The sequence below is a fragment of the Streptomyces sp. H39-S7 genome (assembly GCF_027158205.1).
In the GTDB taxonomy this organism is placed as follows: Bacteria; Actinomycetota; Actinomycetes; order Streptomycetales; family Streptomycetaceae; genus Actinacidiphila.
Window position 1 is genome coordinate 52870 of record NZ_JAPVLU010000010.1, and the last position, 17633, is coordinate 70502.

General features: G+C 68.5%; 15 protein-coding genes. 9 read left to right on the top strand and 6 right to left on the bottom strand.

Annotated features, from left to right (window positions below):
- Nucleotides 1–103 precede the first annotated feature (103 nt).
- The 5 genes from O3X23_RS11670 (at nt 104) to O3X23_RS11690 (ending at nt 5847) form a co-directional block, all read left to right on the top strand.
- On the top strand, nt 104–1744 hold the full coding sequence (locus O3X23_RS11670; protein WP_269271230.1) for a peptide ABC transporter substrate-binding protein: 1641 nt from the start codon (nt 104–106) through the stop codon (nt 1742–1744).
- Nucleotides 1745–1837: 93 nt separating this feature from the next.
- A complete protein-coding gene (locus O3X23_RS11675) occupies nt 1838–2761 on the top strand; it encodes an ABC transporter permease (RefSeq protein WP_269271231.1) in 924 nt (307 codons plus the stop codon).
- Entirely contained in the window at nt 2754–3737 is a 984-nt protein-coding gene (locus O3X23_RS11680; protein ID WP_269271232.1) for an ABC transporter permease, read from the top strand. The genes O3X23_RS11675 and O3X23_RS11680 overlap by 8 nt, the downstream gene beginning before the upstream one ends.
- Before the next feature lie 12 nt (nt 3738–3749).
- Nucleotides 3750–4775, top strand: coding sequence for an ABC transporter ATP-binding protein (locus O3X23_RS11685; protein WP_269271233.1), 1026 nt, complete (start codon nt 3750–3752; stop codon nt 4773–4775).
- The gene (locus O3X23_RS11690; protein WP_443047826.1) at nt 4699–5847 is read left to right on the top strand and encodes an ABC transporter ATP-binding protein; all 1149 of its coding nucleotides are present in this window, start codon (nt 4699–4701) and stop codon (nt 5845–5847) included. The genes O3X23_RS11685 and O3X23_RS11690 overlap by 77 nt, the downstream gene beginning before the upstream one ends.
- 110 nt (nt 5848–5957) lie before the next feature.
- Here O3X23_RS11690 and O3X23_RS11695 read toward each other — a convergent pair whose 3' ends face one another.
- The 5 genes from O3X23_RS11695 to O3X23_RS11715 form a co-directional block, all read right to left on the bottom strand.
- Nucleotides 5958–7073 carry an ABC transporter ATP-binding protein gene (locus O3X23_RS11695; protein ID WP_269271234.1) on the bottom strand — a complete coding sequence of 372 codons (1116 nt, stop codon included), beginning with the start codon at nt 7071–7073 and terminating at the stop codon, nt 5958–5960.
- 21 nt (nt 7074–7094) lie between these two features.
- Nucleotides 7095–8162 carry an ABC transporter ATP-binding protein gene (locus O3X23_RS11700; protein WP_269271235.1) on the bottom strand — a complete coding sequence of 356 codons (1068 nt, stop codon included), beginning with the start codon at nt 8160–8162 and terminating at the stop codon, nt 7095–7097.
- Nucleotides 8163–8217: 55 nt separating this feature from the next.
- Nucleotides 8218–9195, bottom strand: coding sequence for an ABC transporter permease (locus O3X23_RS11705; RefSeq protein ID WP_269271236.1), 978 nt, complete (start codon nt 9193–9195; stop codon nt 8218–8220).
- Between the two features lie 101 nt (nt 9196–9296).
- Nucleotides 9297–11075, bottom strand: coding sequence for an ABC transporter substrate-binding protein (locus tag O3X23_RS11710; protein WP_269271237.1), 1779 nt, complete (start codon nt 11073–11075; stop codon nt 9297–9299).
- Nucleotides 11076–11162: 87 nt separating this feature from the next.
- Nucleotides 11163–12194, bottom strand: coding sequence for an ABC transporter permease (locus O3X23_RS11715; protein ID WP_269271238.1), 1032 nt, complete (start codon nt 12192–12194; stop codon nt 11163–11165).
- Nucleotides 12195–12604: 410 nt separating this feature from the next.
- Between O3X23_RS11715 and O3X23_RS11720 the strand changes: the two genes are divergently transcribed.
- Nucleotides 12605–13705: a hypothetical protein gene (locus O3X23_RS11720; RefSeq protein WP_269271239.1), complete on the top strand. Its 1101-nt coding sequence runs from the start codon at nt 12605–12607 to the stop codon at nt 13703–13705.
- 45 nt (nt 13706–13750) lie between these two features.
- Here O3X23_RS11720 and O3X23_RS11725 read toward each other — a convergent pair whose 3' ends face one another.
- Nucleotides 13751–15871: a S9 family peptidase gene (locus O3X23_RS11725; RefSeq protein ID WP_269271240.1), complete on the bottom strand. Its 2121-nt coding sequence runs from the start codon at nt 15869–15871 to the stop codon at nt 13751–13753.
- 192 nt (nt 15872–16063) lie between these two features.
- On the opposite strand from O3X23_RS11725, the gene O3X23_RS11730 reads away from it, so the two are divergent.
- The 3 genes from O3X23_RS11730 to O3X23_RS11740 are packed head-to-tail and all read left to right on the top strand — an operon-like array spanning nt 16064 to nt 17557.
- A complete protein-coding gene (locus O3X23_RS11730; protein WP_269271241.1) occupies nt 16064–16258 on the top strand; it encodes a hypothetical protein in 195 nt (64 codons plus the stop codon).
- Nucleotides 16259–16274: 16 nt separating this feature from the next.
- Nucleotides 16275–17153 carry an N-acetyl-1-D-myo-inositol-2-amino-2-deoxy-alpha-D-glucopyranoside deacetylase gene (gene mshB, locus O3X23_RS11735; protein ID WP_269271242.1) on the top strand — a complete coding sequence of 293 codons (879 nt, stop codon included), beginning with the start codon at nt 16275–16277 and terminating at the stop codon, nt 17151–17153.
- Nucleotides 17150–17557: a DUF6113 family protein gene (locus O3X23_RS11740; protein WP_269271243.1), complete on the top strand. Its 408-nt coding sequence runs from the start codon at nt 17150–17152 to the stop codon at nt 17555–17557. Before mshB ends, O3X23_RS11740 begins: the two co-directional genes overlap by 4 nt.
- Nucleotides 17558–17633: the final 76 nt, after the last annotated feature.

Sequence of the window (17633 nt, forward strand, 5' to 3'; positions counted from 1 at the left end):
GACGGTTCGTGGGGCGACACGGGTGCGCTAGAGGTGCGCCAGTGACGGGTTTGCGGTGTCATGAGGGACTAAGTGTCATTTGCGACCCATGAGGAGGCACGCGATGCGCGGAGCCACGCGCTTGAAGTGGGCCGTCTGTGCGACGGTCGTCGCCCTGGCGGCCACCGCCTGTGGCGGAGGGGGCAGCGACAGCGGTGGTGGAGGCGGCGCCTCCGGGATCGTCAGCGCCTCGTGGGGAGACCCGCAGAGCCCGCTGGAGCCGGCCAACACCAATGAGGTGCAGGGCGGCAAGGTGCTGGACATGCTCTTCCGCGGTCTGAAGAAGTACAACCCGAAGTCCGGCAAGGCCGAGAACATGGTCGCCGCGTCGGTCACCACCTCCGACTCGCAGAACTTCGCGATCAAGCTGAACCCCGGCTGGACCTTCAGCGACGGCGACCCGGTCACGTCCGACTCCTTCATCAACGCCTGGAACTACGGCGCGCTGCTGAAGAACGCCCAGAAGAACGCGAGCTTCTTCCGCTTCATCGACGGCTACGACGCGGTGCACCCGGAGAAGGAGGGGGCGGCCTCCACCGCCCAGACGCTCGGCGGGCTGAAGAAGGTCGACGACCTGAACTTCACCGTGAAGCTCGGCGCCAAGTTCTCCACCTGGCCCGACACGCTCGGCTACTCGGCGTACTACCCGCTGCCGAAGTCGTTCTTCGCCAACCACGCCGCCTGGCTGAACAAGCCGGTCGGCAACGGCCCCTACACGGTGGACTCCTACACCAAGGGCCAGACCATGAAGATGCGCAAGTGGGCCGGGTACAAGGGTCCGGACGCGGCCCAGAACGGCGGCATCGACCTCCGGGTCTACACCGACAACAACACCGCGTACACCGACCTCCAGGCCGGCAACATCGACCTGGTCGACGACATCCCCGCGTCGCAGCTGAAGAACGCGAAGTCGGACCTCGGCGACCGGTTCATCAACCAGCCGGCCGGCATCATCCAGACCGTCTCGTTCCCGCTGTACGACCCGAAGTGGTCGGGCGCGAACGCGGCGAAGATCCGCCAAGGTCTGTCGATGGCGATCAACCGCGCGCAGATCACCGAGCAGATCTTCCAGAAGACCCGCGAGCCCGCCAGCGACTGGACCTCGCCGGTGCTCGGCGACGCGGGCGGCTTCAAGGCGGGGCTGTGCGGCGACGCCTGCACGTACAACCCGGCCGAGGCCAAGAAGCTCATCACGGAGGCCGGCGGCCTGCCCGGCGGGCAGGTCACCCTGACGTCCAACGTGGACACCGGTTCCCACAAGGACTGGGCCGACGCGGTCTGCAACAGCATCAACAACGCGCTCGGCAACGACAAGGCCTGCGTCTTCAACCCGATCGGCACCTTCGCGGACTTCCGCTCGAAGGTGACGAACAAGCAGATGACCGGGATGTTCAGGACCGGCTGGCAGATGGACTACCCGCTGATCCAGAACTTCCTGCAGCCGATCTACTACACCAACGCGTCGTCGAACGACTCGCACTACACGAACGCGAACTTCGACAAGCTCATCAACGAGGCGAACGCCGAGCCGGACACCGCGAAGGCCATCTCGCTCTTCCAGGACTCCGAGAAGCAGCTCGCCACCGACATGCCGGCCATCCCGCTCTGGTACCAGAACGGCACCGGGGGCTACTCGACCAAGATCTCGAACGTCGCGCTGAACCAGTTCAGCGTCCCGGTCTACAACGAGATCAAGGTCAGCTGACCCGCGCGGTGGCCCGGCGCGGTGAAACCGCGCCGGGCCCCCGCCCGCCTCCCCCCCCCCCGCCCCCCCCCGCCCGACTTCGGGGGAGGCCCCATGGGACGCTATGTGATCCGGCGCCTGCTGCAGATGATCCCGGTGTTCATCGGCGCCACGTTCCTGATCTTCGTGATGGTCTACGCGCTCGGAGACCCGGTGGCCGCGTTCTTCGGCGACCGCGCCCCCGACCCCGCCACGGCCGCGCAGATCAGGCACCAGTACGGCCTCGACAAGCCGCTGTGGCATCAGTACCTCGAATACATGAAGAACATCTTCACCGGTGACTTCGGGACCGCGTTCAACGGGCAGCCCGTCACCGAGCTGATGAAGAGCGCCTTCCCGGTGACCCTGCGGCTGACGCTCGTCGCGATCTTCTTCGAGATCGTCATCGGCATCACCTTCGGCGTGATCACCGGCATGCGCCGCGGCCGGCCCATCGACACCTCGGTGCTGCTGATGACGCTGGTCGTCATCTCCATCCCGGTCTTCGTGCTCGGCTACGTGCTGCAGTACGTGGTCGCGGTGCAGTGGGGCATCGGCGAGCCGTCGGTGTCGCCGGAGGCGCCGCTCAACGAACTGATCCTGCCCGGCATCGTGCTGGCCCTGGTCTCGCTGGCGTACGTCACCCGGCTGACCCGGACGTCCATCGCCGAGAACACCCGCGCCGACTACGTCCGCACCGCCGTCGCCAAGGGGCTGCCCCGGCGCCGCGTCATCCTGCGGCACCTGCTGCGCAACTCGCTCATCCCGGTGATCACCTTCATCGGGACGGACATCGGCGGCCTCATGGGCGGCGCGATCGTCACCGAGCGGATCTTCAACATCCAAGGTGTCGGCTACCAGCTCTACCAGGGCATCCTCCGGCACAACTCAGCGACGGTGGTCGGCTTCGTCACCATCCTGGTGATCGTCTTCCTGCTGGCGAACCTGCTCGTCGACCTGCTCTACGCGGTCCTGGACCCGAGGATTCGGTATGCCTGACGAGTACGACCGATCGAACGAGTCCGTCGCCCCCACCGGCATGGGCGGATCGATGGACCTGGCGTCCTCCGAGGCCCAGACGCTGGACCATGGGCCCGGTCACGGACAGCAGGCGGGCGGCCCGACGGGCAAGCCCCGCAGCCTGTGGTCCGACGCCTGGCACGACCTGCGGCGCAACCCGATCTTCATCATCTCCGCGCTGCTGATCCTCTTCCTGATCGTCATCTCGCTGTGGCCGTCGCTGATCGCGAGCGGCAACCCGCTCTCGTGCGACCTGTCCAAGTCGCAGCAGGGCTCGTCGTCCGGCCACCCCTTCGGGTACGACAACCAGGGCTGCGACGTCTACACCCGCACCGTGTACGGGGCCCGCGCGTCGGTGACCGTCGGCGTCTGCGCCACTGCCGGCGTCGCACTGCTGGGCGGCATCCTGGGCGGTCTCGCCGGCTACTTCGGCGGCACGTCGGACGCGGTGCTCTCCCGGATCAGTGACATCTTCTTCGCCATCCCGATCATCCTCGGCGGTCTGGTCTTCCTGTCGGTCGTCACCAACTCCACGGTGTGGCCGGTCATCGGCTTCATGGTGCTGCTCGGCTGGCCGCAGATCGCCCGCATCGCGCGCGGTTCCGTGATCACCGCCAAACAGAACGACTACGTGCAGGCGGCCAAGGCGCTGGGGGCCAACCACTCCCGCATCCTGCTGCGGCACATCGCGCCGAACGCGGTCGCCCCGGTGATCGTGGTCGCGACCATCGCCCTCGGCACGTACATCGCGCTGGAGGCGACGCTGTCCTGGCTCGGGGTGGGCCTCAAACCGCCGACGGTCTCCTGGGGCATCGACATCTCGGCGGCGTCCACCCAGATCCGCAACGCACCGCACATGCTGCTGTGGCCCGCGGGCGCGCTGAGCATCACCGTGCTCGCGTTCATCATGCTCGGCGACGCGGTGCGCGACGCCCTCGACCCCAAGCTGCGCTGACGGAGGCGTTCCATGACCAGCCTGATCACGCAGGCGGAGCAGGATCCACGGGTCCCGCAGGGCGTCCTGCTGGAAGTGCGGGACCTGCACGTCGAATTCCGTACCCGCGACGGGGTCGCCAAGGCCGTCAACGGGGTCGACTACACCGTGAGCGCGGGCGAGACGCTCGCGGTGCTCGGCGAGTCCGGCTCGGGGAAGTCGGTGACCGCGCAGGCGGTCATGGGCATCCTGGACTCGCCGCCCGGCTTCATCACCCAGGGCGAGATCGTCTTCCAGGGCCAGGACCTGCTGACGATGGGCAAGGAGGACCGCCGCAAGGTGCGCGGCGAGCGGATGGCGATGATCTTCCAGGACGCGCTGTCCTCGCTGAACCCGGTGCTGAGCGTTGGCGAGCAGCTCGGCGAGATGTTCATCGTCCACCGGGGGATGTCGCGCAAGGACGCCAAGATCAAGGCGATCGAGCTGATGGAGCGGGTGCGCATCCCCGCGGCCAAGCAGCGGGTGGGCGACTTCCCGCACCAGTTCTCCGGCGGTATGCGCCAGCGCATCATGATCGCGATGGCGATGGCCCTGGAGCCCGACCTGATCATCGCCGACGAGCCCACCACCGCACTGGACGTCACGGTCCAGGCCCAGGTGATGGAGCTCCTCGCGGACCTCCAGCGCGAGCTCCAGATGGGTCTGATCCTGATCACCCACGACCTCGGGGTGGTCGCGGACGTCGCCGACAAGATCGCGGTGATGTACGCGGGCCGGATCGTCGAGACCGCGCCCGTGCACGACATCTACCGCAAGCCGGCCCACCCGTACACCAAGGGCCTGCTGAACTCGATCCCCCGGCTGGACCAGAAGGGCCAGGAGCTCTACGCGATCAAGGGTCTGCCGCCGAACCTGCTGCACATCCCGCCCGGCTGCGCCTTCAACCCGCGCTGCCCGATGGCGCAGTCCGTCTGCCGGACCGATGTGCCGCCGCTGTACGACGTCAGCGAGACGCGGGCCAGCGCCTGCCACTTCTGGAAGGAGACCATCGGTGAGTGAGCCCACGACCCACTTGGCGAAGGTGCCCGCCACCGCGCCCGCCAAGGAGCCGATCCTGCAGGTCCGCGACCTGGTCAAGCACTTCCCGCTGACCCAGGGCATCCTCTTCCGCAAGCAGGTCGGCGCCGTGAAGGCGGTCGACGGGGTCTCCTTCGACCTCTACCGCGGCGAGACGCTCGGCATCGTCGGCGAGTCCGGCTGCGGCAAGTCCACCGTCGCCCGGCTCCTGATGAACCTGGAGACGGTGACGGCCGGCCAGGTGCTGTACAAGGGCGAGGACATCAGCAAGCTGTCGGGGAAGGCCCTCAAAAGCGTCCGCCGCAACATCCAGATGGTGTTCCAGGACCCGTACACGTCGCTCAACCCGCGCATGACGGTGGGCGACATCATCGGGGAGCCCTACGAGATCCACCCGGAGGTCGCCCCGAAGGGCGATCGCCGCAAGGCGGTCGAGGACCTGCTCGACGTCGTCGGCCTCAACCCGGAGTACATCAACCGCTATCCGCACCAGTTCTCCGGCGGTCAGCGCCAGCGCATCGGCATCGCCCGCGGTCTGGCGCTGCGCCCGGAGATCATCGTGGCGGACGAGCCGGTCTCCGCGCTGGACGTGTCGGTGCAGGCGCAGGTGGTGAACCTGATGGGGCGGCTGCAGGACGAGTTCAACCTCTCGTACATGTTCATCGCCCACGACCTGTCGATCGTCCGGCACATCTCGGACCGGGTCGGCGTGATGTACCTCGGCAAGATCGTCGAGATCGGGGGCGACGAGGAGATCTACGAGCACCCGACCCACCCGTACACCCAGGCGCTGCTCTCCGCCGTCCCCGTTCCCGACCCGGACGCCCGCGACCGCCGTGAGCGGATCATCCTCGTCGGAGACGTGCCGTCCCCGGCCAACCCGCCGTCCGGCTGCCGGTTCCGCACCCGCTGCTGGAAGGCGCAGGAGCGCTGCACGCTGGAGGAGCCGCTGCTGGCCGTCCCCGCGGTCTTCCGCGGGCTCGACACACCCGCCGCGCACGACAGCGCCTGCCACTTCGCGGAGGAGAAGCGGGTGGTCCCGACCGAGGACTGAGCCGGTCCGCGGGGCGCCCGCCCGGGCAGGCGTACGCCGCGGCCCGTACCCGGGTGGTGCTGGGGTGGCCGGGTACGGACCACGGGCCGAACGGAAGACGGGAGCCCGGGTCAAAGGGTCTTTTCGGCCGCCTCCTCGATCGCGACCAGCGCCGGGTCGAGGACGATGTCCTCTTCCCTCGCCGCGATCGTCGGTTCTTCGGGGAAGTGACACGCCGTGAGGTGGCCGTCCAGGTTGCCGCTGATGCGGACCAGCGGCGGCTCCTCCGCCGCGCACTGGTCCTGCGCCTTCCAGCAACGCGTGCGGAAGCGGCAACCGGACGGGGGATTGATGGGTGAGGGGACGTCACCGGCGAGGCGGATGCGCTCGCGCTGGTCGTCGTCCGGGTCCGCCTCGGGAGAGGCGGACAGCAGCGCGTGCGTGTAGGGGTGGCGCGGCCGCTCGTAGATGTCCTTCCGGGAGCCGACCTCGACGATCTTGCCGAGGTACATGACGGCGACCCGCTGCGAGAAGTGCCGCACGATGGCCAGGTCGTGGGCGATGAAGAGGAACGCGATGCCCAGCTCCTGCTGCACCTTCTGCAGCAGATTGACGACCTGCGCCTGGATGGAGACGTCGAGCGCGGAGACCGGCTCGTCCGCGACGATCAGCTTGGGCTCCAGGGCGAGGGCGCGGGCCACGCCGATGCGCTGCCGCTGGCCTCCGGAGAACTCGTGCGGGAAGCGGTTGTAGTGCTCGGGGTTGAGGCCGACGATCTCCAGCAGCTCCCGCACCCGGGCGGCCCGGCCGCCGGGCGGATTGATGTTGTTGATCTCCATGGGCCCGGAGACGATGTTGCCGACCGTCTGCCGCGGGTTCAGCGAGGCGTACGGGTCCTGGAAGATCATCTGGATCTCGGAGCGGATCGGCGCCAGTTCCTTGCGCGACGCGTGCGTGATGTCCTGGCCCCGGTAGCTGATGTTCCCGGCGGTCGGTTCCAGCAGCCGGGTCACCAGCCGCCCGGTGGTGGACTTGCCGCAGCCGGACTCCCCGACGAGGCCGAGGGCCTCACCCTCGCCGATGTGGAAGTCGACACCGTCAACGGCCCGTACGTCCCCGACATGGCGTCTGACGAGGAAGCCGCCGCGGATCGGGAAGTACTTGCCCAGGCCCGACACCTCGAGCAGCGGTGCGCCGGAATCGGACCGGGGGGCGGGCACCTCGGCCAGGGTCTGCTGTTCACTCATAGTGGTTTCCTCGACTCGTGATCAGCGCAGCCGCGGCTGGATCTGCTCGATGAAGATGCTCTGCTTCTGATCCGCCGGGAGATGGCAGGCCGCGCCGCGGCGCTCGCCCTCCGGGATCTCCGGCCGCTCCTGCGAGCACCGGTCTCCGCCGACCTGCTCCGTGAAGGCGCAGCGTGGGTGGAAGGGGCAGCCGGACGGCGGGTCGAGCAGGCTGGGCGGGCTGCCCGGGATGGGCGACAGCGGTACGTCCACCGAGGCGGACAGCCGGGGAATGGAGCCCAGCAGGCCCCAGGCGTAGGGGTGCTGGGGTTCTTTGAGGATCTCGCGGACGGTGCCGCGCTCCACCGCGCGTCCCGCGTACATGACGACCACGTCGTCGGCGGTGCTGGCGATCACACCCAGGTCGTGGGTGATCAGGATGATCGCGGTGCCGGTCTCGCGCTGGAGTTCCTTGAGCAGGTCGAGGATCTGCGCCTGCACGGTGACATCCAGCGCGGTCGTCGGCTCGTCGGCGATGATCAGGGCGGGATCGCAGACCAGCGACATGGCGATCATCGCGCGCTGCCGCATGCCGCCCGAGAACTGGTGCGGGTAGTCGTCCACCCGGGTTCTGGCCTGCGGGATGCCGACCTTGTCCAGCATCTCGACGGCCCGCGCGCGGGCCGCCTTCCGGGAGGCGCCCATGTGCTTCATGTAGGGCTCGGCGATCTGCCGGCCGATGGTGTAGTACGGCGAGAGCGCGGTCAGCGAGTCCTGGAAGATCATGGCCATCTTCTTGCCGCGGAGCTTCTCCAGCGTGTGCTCGGAGGCTCCGGTCAGCTCCTGGCCGTCGAGGGTGATCGAGCCTCTGACGGTGGTGTTGCGCGGGTTGTGCAGACCCAGGACCGCCATGTTGGTGACGGACTTGCCGGAGCCCGACTCACCCACGATGCCCAGGGTTTTGCCGCGTTCCAGATCGAAGGACAGCCCGTCGACGGCCTTGACGACGCCGTCCTCGGTGGCGAACTGGACGTACAGGTCGCGGACCGAGAGGAAAGGCGGGGGGACCTCGCGTGCGGGCTCCGCCTCGGCCTTGGTGAGGATGGTCACGGACGGTTCTCCTGCCGGGTCGTGCGGCGTTCGGGGCGGCGACGGCTCACGGCGGTCATGCGAGCCGGATCCGCGGGTCGATGAGGGCGTAACAGGCGTCGACGACGATGTTCGACAGCACGATGGCGGTGGCACCGACCAGCATCACGGCCATCTCCAGCGGGAGGTTGGCCTGCAGCACGGCAGCCACGGAGAGCGTTCCGAAACCGTGCAGCCCGAAGGTGGCCTCGGTGATGATCGCGCCGCCGAGCACCGATCCGAGGTCGATACCGAAGATGGTGATGATGGAGGCCGCGGTGCCGCGCATCGCGTATCTGAAGAAGACGTAGCGCGAGGACATGCCCTTGGCGCGGGCGGTCCTGACATGGTCCTCCGACATCTGCTCCACCATCAGCGACCGGGTCTGGCGGCTGTAGTTGGACCAGAAGATCACCGACATGATCAGGCAGGGCAGGATCAGACCGGTGACCGAACCCACGGGGTCCGATGTCCAGTCGGGGTCATGGCCGCGGTTCAGCCATCCGAGGTTGGTGGAGAACAGCAGGATGGCCAGCGGGCCGATGAAGTAGATCTGGACCGAGTTGCCCACCAGCGAGATGGAGCTGGCGATGCGGTCGAAGGTCTTGCCCTGCTGCCAGGCGGAGAGCAGGCCCAGGCCGACACCGACGGTGAGGAAGGTGGCCGCTCCGCCGATGGCCAGCGACAGGGTCGTCGGGAAGCGGTCGGTGAGCGTGGGCCAGATCGGCTGGCGGTCGGCGAAGGAGTAGCCGAAGCAGGGGGCCGGGCAGGGGCCGATCTCGAAGGACCGTCCTACGACGATGCCCTTCATGTAGTGCCAGTACTGCAGGTAGACCGGTTGGTCCAGGCCCAGGTTCTTGCGGATCTGGGCGACGTTCTGCGGGTCGCACTGCTTTCCGCAGGAGAGCATGGCCGGATCCGTGGGAAGAACGAAGAAGAGAAAGTACGTGACAGCGCTGATGGCCAGGAGGATGACGGCGGCACCGAGTACACGTCGAACGAGGAAACGGAGCATCGGACAAGCTCTTCCGTAGGGGCGCGACCGGCGGCGCCGCGCGGTTCAGTCGGGGCGGCCGGCCCCGGTGGTGAGACCGGGGCCGGCGCCATGCGCTGGGACTACTTGACGAAGACGGTGCTGGGGTTGATGACGCCGACCACCTGGTTGTAGGTGATGCCGCCAAGGCCCTCGCCGTAGACGCCGAAGAACTTGTCGAAGAGGAACGGCACCTGGGAGGTGTCGGTCTTCAGGACGTACTCCGACAGAGTGCGCCACTCGTCGGCCTGCTTGGTGAGATCGGTGATCTGCTGGATCCGGTCGATCTCGGAGTTGACCTTCGGGTCGTTGAGGAACGAGTAGTTGTTGGTGCCGTCCGCCAGGTTGCGGCCGTCCAGGGTCGGCGGGACCACGGTGGAGGCGTTCGGCCAGTCGGCGCCCCAACCGGTGCGGTACAGGTCGTACGGGGTGTCGACCTTGCCGACGACCGTGTAGTAGCTGGTCGGGTCGATCGCCTTACGGGTGACCTGGAAGCCCGCCTTCTGCAGCGAGTTGGCGACGATCAGCGAGATGTTCTGCCAGCGCGTGGTGTTGGAGTAGGCGTAGGACAGCTTCGGGTGCTCCTGTCCGGCCTCCTTCAGCAGCTGCTTGGCCTTCTCGATGTCACCGGTCGGCGCGGAGAGCTTGCCGAACGGGTCGAACGCCTTCCAGCCGGCGACCGTCGGGCTGATGAGCGTGGTGCCGAGCTCGCCCTGGGCGGCGCCGCCGAACGCGGTCTGCACCTGGGTCATCGGGAACGCGTACGCGATGGCCTGACGAACCTTGGCGTCGGTGATCCGCTTGGTGTTGATGTTCAGGACCTCGACGTATGGCTGGTACTCGTTGACCGTCCGCGCCTTGTACTGCGGGTTCGTCGACAGGGTCTGCATCTTCTCCGGTGCCGCGGCGCCGGACAGGTCGATACCGGTCCGGTCGTCGCCGGAGCCGGCCATCAGGCGGTCGGTGAGACCAGGCTGCGCGATACCCAGCGAGAAGTTCCAGCTGTCCGGGTAGGCGTTGCGGATCGGGTCGGTCTTCGGGTCCCAGTTGGTGTTCCGGACGAAGACCAGCGACTTGCCCGCCTTGTAGCTGGCGATCTTGTACGGGCCCGAGGAGACCGGGTGGTTGTTGTACTTGTCCTTGTCGTCCTTGGCTTTCGGTACCGGCGAGATGTTCGGCATCGCCATGGCGTACGGGGCGTCCGGGTGCGCTTCCTTGAAGTGGAAGACCAGCGTCGAGTCGTCCGGGGCGTCCAGGACGCTCGCGGGGAGCTCCTTGCCCTCGTACGGGCCGGTGTAGGCCTTGCGGTAGTCGGGGCCGAGAAGCCACTTCTGTACGTACTGCGGCCCCTGCGTCTGGTATCCGGCGAAGAGCCGCTCGATGCCGTACTTCACGTCCTTGGACGTGATCGGGGTCCCGTCCTCGAACTTCAGGCCGCTCTTGAGCTTGTACGTCCAGGTCTTGGCGCCGTCCGACAGGACACCGGTGTCGGTGGCCAGGTCACCCACCAGGACGGTCTTCTTCGTCTTGGCGTCGATCTTGTAACCGGTCAGCGTGCGGTTGTAGAGCAGCGAGACCGACATCTGGTCGCTGACGTACTGCTGGCCCGGGTCGAGGTAGTCGAAGCCGTCCTGCTCCAGGTCATGGACCGTGCCGCCCTTCTTGGCGCCGTCGATCTCGGGCGCGGGGCCGGTGGAGTCGGCGGCGGTACCGAGCCCGAAGTTCGACGCGGTGGCCTTCGTGCCGCTGGTGCCGTCCTTGCTTCCGGTGTCATTGCTACTGCCGCTGCTGCACGCCGCAGCGAGCGTCAGAGCCCCCACCGCCATGCACGCGGAGGCGAAGCGAGCCTTGCGAGATCTCATGGATTCCTGCCTGTCACAGAACGGAACTGCCACCGATGCCGACGTGCCGGTTTCCGCGGGTGCGGTCCGGTCCGACGACCTGGACGATCAACGAATGGTCTTGGGATCGAGCGCGTCCCGGACCGAATCCCCGAGCAGGTTGAAGGCGACCACGAAGAGAACCATCGCGATGCCGGGGAAGAACATGAACGTGACGTCGTTCTCGTAGTAGTTCGCGGCGGTCTGGAACATGAGGCCCCAGTCCGGCGTGGGCGGGAGAATGCCGACACCGAGGAAGGAAAGGCCTGCCTCCGTGGTGACGTAAACCGGGAGCAGCAGCGTCGATTGGACGAGAATCGTGCTCCAGATGTTCGGCAGCAGTTCCTTGCGGATGATCCGCCAGGAGGAGGCACCGCTGATCCGCGCCGCTTCTACGAACTCGCGTTCACGCAGTGAGAGGACCTGCGCTCGTACCAGCCGCCCGATGCTCATCCAGCCGAGGACCGACTGGACGATGATCAATGCGAAGAACCTGACGTAGGTGGGTTCTTCCTCATTGGTCGTGACGAACAGGGAGACCACGACCGGGGTGAAGACGATGAAGAACAGCTGGCTGGGGAAGGCCAGGAAGAAGTCCGAGACCCGGCCGATGGTGTAGTCCGACCGGCCGCCGAGGTAGCCCTGCAGGAGGCCGATGAGGACGCCGACCACGACCGACGCGACCGTCACACAGGCTGCGATGATCAATGACGTACGGATGCCGTAGATCAGCAGGGTGAAGACGTCGCGGCCCAGCTGCGGTTCGATGCCGAACCAGAAGCTGCCGTCCACGCCGCCGTTCGGCTTGAGCGGCAGGCCGTAGCTGTTCAGCAGGCCCTGGTCCTGCCCGTACAGGTCGTACGGGTTCTTGCCGTACAGCTTGGCGATCAGGGGAGCAGCCGCCGCCACGAGGATGAAGCCGAGGACCACCACGGCGCACGCGATGCCGCTGCGGTCACGTTTGAAGCGGATCCAGGCAAGCTGACCTGGGGAGCGTCCGACGAACTCGCGCGCCACCGTGGTTCTGTCAGCCGTCGTTTCAACCCCATCGGCCGGAGCCGGATCGGGCTGCACGCCGGCAGCTTGGGTTGGACTCGTCATTACGAATGCCCCCGCACCAAGAGTCTGTTTGCGCGACGGTGAAGTGCGTCACGGGTTGAGCGGACTTTGGCAATGGATTCATCGTCCAGTCAAGAGGGCGACGGGGGGAGAAATTCTTGAGGCGTGCTTCTTGAGTGAAGATTTTGCAGATTGCCGCGCCCGCGTGCTTGACAAGCTCCGTTTGCCTGAGGCAATTATGGGCGAACCGGGACCAATCTCTTTTACACGTCGGCAACTTGACTGTCGCCACACCGATATACGGACGTAGCACTCTGGACAGCGTACGGCCGAAAGGGCGTCCCGGCCCGAGGTGATCACCGGAACCGTTCGACGGCATTCGGGGAAAGGCTGTTCCCCTCCTTGATGTGCGGGTATATCTATGGGAACGGTGTGCCTGGGGGGAGATGGCCTTGTATCAGGGCAATGTGCTTGCGCGGGGAGCGCGAGTCGCGGGCGGGATCATTCTTGTTGTCCTTATTGCTACAGAGATCATTTGGATCGCCCGTGACATCGGCAATGCGGGCGTCAAAGACACATTTCTGACCTGGATCGGTCGGATATTCGCCGGTCAGGGGCACGCGCCCCTCGGTACCTCCATCACGGACCTGATTCTGCTGGTCGTCTATCTGGGCGCGCTGGTGGCCGTCACGAAGCCGGCGGCCGCCGGCGCCTTCGTGACGGTCGGTCTGCTCACGTTCTTCTACCGGCTCCCACTGCTGTGGATCATGAACGAGGACATCACCGAGGGGCTGCCGCTGCGGGACCGGGCGCTGTACACCGCGCTCGGCGCCGTCATCGCGTCCGTGGCGCTCATCGTCATCGCGGCCGCCGGCCGCCGCCCGGCGGTCTCGCCGGCCGACGGCGAACCGCCCGCCCCGCCGCGTTCCGGTCCCGCGGTGTTCGCAGGGCTGCTGCTGACGCTCTTCGCGCTGGCGGCCGTCGCCTGGGAGGCGTACTACATCGACCGGTTCACCTCGGAGCGGATGGGGCCCTTCTCGTACTGGCGCCAGTTCAGCGGGCAGCGGCCGTCCGGGGTCCTGCTCGCCCCGCCGGGTTTCTGGATCGACTGGTCAACGGCCGTGCTGTGCATGGTCGCCGCGGTGCAGGCGTTCGCCAGGAAGCCGATGGCGCGCCCGCTGGGCATCGTGCTCGGCTGGGTGCTGGCCGCGTACGCGGTCTACACGCTGAACGTCTACGCCAAGCAGGAGCTGCTCTTCGAGTTCGACGACATCGGGACGCCCGACATACTGCAGCAGCTCACCTCCCTCGCGGAGGCCGCCGGGGGGCTCGTGGTCATCGTGCTCCTCGCCCTGCGCGGCAGACAGCGCCCGCCGGTGCCGGGTGCCTGGGGGGCGCCGGGCGGCCAGTACGGCGCCTGGGGGACACCGCCCGCCCCCGCCCCGTACAACGACGCCCCGTACGGCCGGTCGCCGTTCGGCAGCCCGCCGCCGCTGCCGCCGGAGTACCCGCCGAACGCGCCACCGCGCCCGCAGTCACCGCCCGGTTGGTAGGGGCGGCGCCGCGGGCGCGGGCCGGGCACGGTGCCAGGGGCGGGGTTACGCGACGCCCAGCGTCCGCTTGAGGAACGCCACCTGGAGCAGCAGCAGGTTCTCCGCGACCTCCTCCTGCGGGGTCATGTGCGTGACCCCGGAGAGCGGCAGCACCTCGTGCGGCCGGCCGGCCGCCAGCAGCGCGGAGGACAGCCGCAGCGAGTGCGCCACCAGGACGTTGTCGTCCGCGAGGCCGTGGATGATCATCATCGGCCGGGCCTGGTCCGCCGCGCCCGACAACCCCTCGTCGGTGACGACGGAGTTGCGGGCGTACACCTCGGGCTGCTCGTCCGGGTGGCCGAGGTAGCGCTCCTGGTAGTGCGTGTCGTACAGCCGCAGATCGGTGACGGGCGCGCCGACGACCCCCGCGTGGAAGACGTCGGGGCGGCGCAGCACGGCGAGCGCGGCGAGGTAACCGCCGTACGACCAGCCGCGGATGCCGACCCGGTCCAGGTCCAGCGGGTACGAACCGGCCAGCGCGTGCAACGCCTCGACCTGGTCGTTCAGCGTCACCGCGGCGAGATCGCGGACGACGGACTTCTCCCAGGCGGGGGAGCGGCCGGGGGTGCCGCGGCCGTCCGCGACGATCACCGCGAAGCCCTGGTCGGCGAACCACTGGGAGACCAGGTGGGCGTTGTGCGCGGAGACCACGCGCTGGCCGTGCGGGCCGCCGTAGGGGTCCATCAGGACGGGCAGCGGACCGTCGCCCTCCCGGTAGCCGGTCGGCAGCAGGACCGCCGCCGGGATCCGGCGCTCTCCCGCCTCGGTCAGCCGGACGGCCGCCCGCAGCGCCGGCTGCTGGGCGTGCGAGGTGATGACGCCGGCGGGCTTGTCGTCCCGCAGGACCCGTACCCGGGCGCCGGCGGTCTCCAGCGTCGCGGAGGAGAGCACCGTCAGCGCCCCGGAGCGGACCGCGGAGTGCACGCCCGGCTCGTCCGACACCCGGGCGACGCCGTGTTCGCCCACCCGGTACACGTGGATCTCCCCGATCTCGGGGTGCTCCGCCGTGGCGCCGGCCGACGCGGAGACGAGTACGTCGTCCGCGGCGATGTCGAGCACCGCCCGGATGTGCAGCTGTGCGCCGGTCAGCGGCCGGTCGCCGACGACCAGGACGCGCGCCCCCGCCTCCTCCGCGATCCGGACCAGCTTCCCGCTCGGCGTCCAGGCCGGCACCCCAGCGAAAAGATCAAGCCAATCCTGATCTTCCTCCGCGTGCACCGGGTGGGTGTGGCCGGAGCCGAGGTCGACGCTGAGGAAGAGCTGACTGCGCTGGTCACGGGCCTGGACGAGCAGGACGGGCGGGCCGACCGCCGACCAGTGCACCTGCGCGAGGTACGGGTAGCCCTCCCGGTCCCACTCCACGTCCACCCGGGAGCCGTCGAGGCCGACCAGCGCCAGGGTCACCACGGCGTTGGCCGTCCCGGCCGCCGGGTAGGCGATCTCGGCCGGCCGGCGGTCCGGGTGCGCCGGGTCGGCGATCCACCAGCGCTGCACGGGGGACTCGTCGACCCGGGCGGCCAGCAGCCGCTCACCGTCCGGCGACCACCAGAAGCCGCGGCTGCGGGACATCTCCTCCTGCGCGATGAACTCCGCCAGCCCCCACGTCACCTCGTCGCCGTCCGGCTCCGCGAGCGGCCGGTCGTTGCCGCCGTCGGCGTCGACGACCCGGAGCGCCCCCTCCGCCACGTACGCGACCCGGCGGCCGTCGGGCGACGGCCGGGGGTCGACGACGGGCCCCGCGGTGGACAGCTCGCGCGCCGTCCCGGCCCGCAGCTCCGCCACGAACAGCCGCCCGGAGAGCGCGAACGCCGCCAGATCCACGGCCTGGTCCACCGCGTAGCCGACCACCCCCGACGACCCCTCACGGCTGCGCTCGCGGCGCGCCCGCTCCTGCGCGGAGAGCTCCTCGCCGGCCCCCGCCAGCAGCGCCGCCGGATCGGCGGCGATCCGCTCCTGACCCGATGCGGGGTCCAGGACCCACAGCAGGTTCGACGCGTCGGTCCCGGACCGGGACCGCAGGAACACCACGCGCTCCCCGTCCGGCGAGACGGTGAACGCCCGGGGCGAGCCCAGGGTGAAGCGCTGGGTGCGGGCGTGCTGACGGGGAAACGAGAGCTCTTCAGTCATGGCATCAACCTAGGGGCCCGTACGAGGGGCTCACCGGGTCTGGCGAAAAACCGGCTATGCGCCCCCGCGTGCTTCTGTGCACCGAGATATGCGGTGGCACGGAAAGTTATGATCAGTCGCCCTGTGTGGGTAAGGGTTAGTAGCAACTGGCAAGTGTCGTCGTGCCCCTGCGTACCTGGGAGGTGAGCCGTTGTGGCGCTTTCGATTTCGGCGGTGCTGCTGCTGCTGATCGTCGTGGCCCTGCTGGTCAAGAAGTCTGGGCTCAAAGGCGGTCACGCGGTGGTCTGTGTCCTGCTCGGCTTCTACCTGGCGAGCTCTTCCGCGGCCCCGACGATCCAGCAGTTCACGACGAGTGTCGCGGGCATGATCGGGGGCTTCAAGTTCTGAGGCTTACGCTCTCTCCATGAGCGATCTCCCTCCCCGGCGACTGCTGCTCGTCCACGCCCACCCGGACGACGAGTCGATCAACAATGGCGCGACGATGGCCAAGTACGCGGCAGAGGGTGCCCAGGTCACGCTCGTGACCTGCACTCTCGGCGAGGAGGGCGAGGTCATCCCGACCGATCTCGCGCACCTGGCCGCGGACCGGGACGACACCCTCGGCCGGCATCGCATCGGAGAACTCGCCGACGCGATGAGGGAACTGGGTGTCACCGATCACCGCTTCCTGGGCGGGCCCGGCCGTTACCGCGACTCGGGGATGATGGGCGTCGTCCAGAACGAGAACCCGGACTGCTTCTGGCGGGCCGACCTGGACGAGGCCGCCGGCCATCTCGTGGACGTCATCCGCGAGATCCGGCCGCAGGTCCTGGTCGCCTACGACCCGGACGGCGGCTACGGGCACCCCGACCACATCCAGGCGCACCGCGTCGCGATGCGGGCGGCGGAGCTGGCCGAGGCCGAGGGGTTCGGCATCGAGAAGATCTACTGGAACTGCGTGCCGCGTTCCGTGATCGAGGAGGGCTTCGCCGCTCTCCAGGCGGCCGGGAAGGCCCTTCTCAGCAGCGAGGGCGGCCCCTTCGAGGGGATCGCCTCGCCCGACGACGTACCGGGTGTGGTGGACGACGCACAGGTGACGGCCGCGATCGACGGGACCGGCTACGGGGAGCGCAAGGCCGCCGCGATGCGCGCGCACGTCACCCAGATCGCCGTGGACGGCCCGTTCTTCGCCCTCTCCAACGACCTCGGGCAGCCGCTCTTCGCCGCCGAGTACTACACGCTGGTGCGCGGGACCGCGGGCGCGGAACGCGAGGACGACCTGTTCGCCGGGGTGCGGGGATGAGCGCGGGCAAGGGTGCCGCCGCGGAGGCGGGGATGGGCCGCACGTCGCGGATCGTGTCGTACCTCGGGCTCGGGGTGCTCGGCGCGCTGGTCGGCGGAGCGGGCGCACTCGTCCAGGACGGCTGGTTCCCCGGCGGGCTGCTGCTCGCGCTGGCGGGCGTCGCGGGGCTGTTCTACGGCGGGGTGAAGCTCACCGGCACCCGGTTGGGGGTGGCGGTTCCCGGCGCCGTGTGGATCGTCACCGTGATGCTGCTGAGCTCCGCCAGGCCCGAGGGCGACTTCCTCTTCGCGGCCGGTATCGGCCCGTACATCTACCTGTTGGGGGGAGTGCTGACAGGAGTGGTCTGCTCCATTTTGCCGCAATTGCCCTCATCCGTGGCTAATAGCGCCCGACTTGGCGGCTGACCCGCTCTCCATGGTCTGCTGAGGGGCGAGCGTTCCCCGGTCACGGGGATCGCTCCGGCGTCGCCCAGTATGGTGG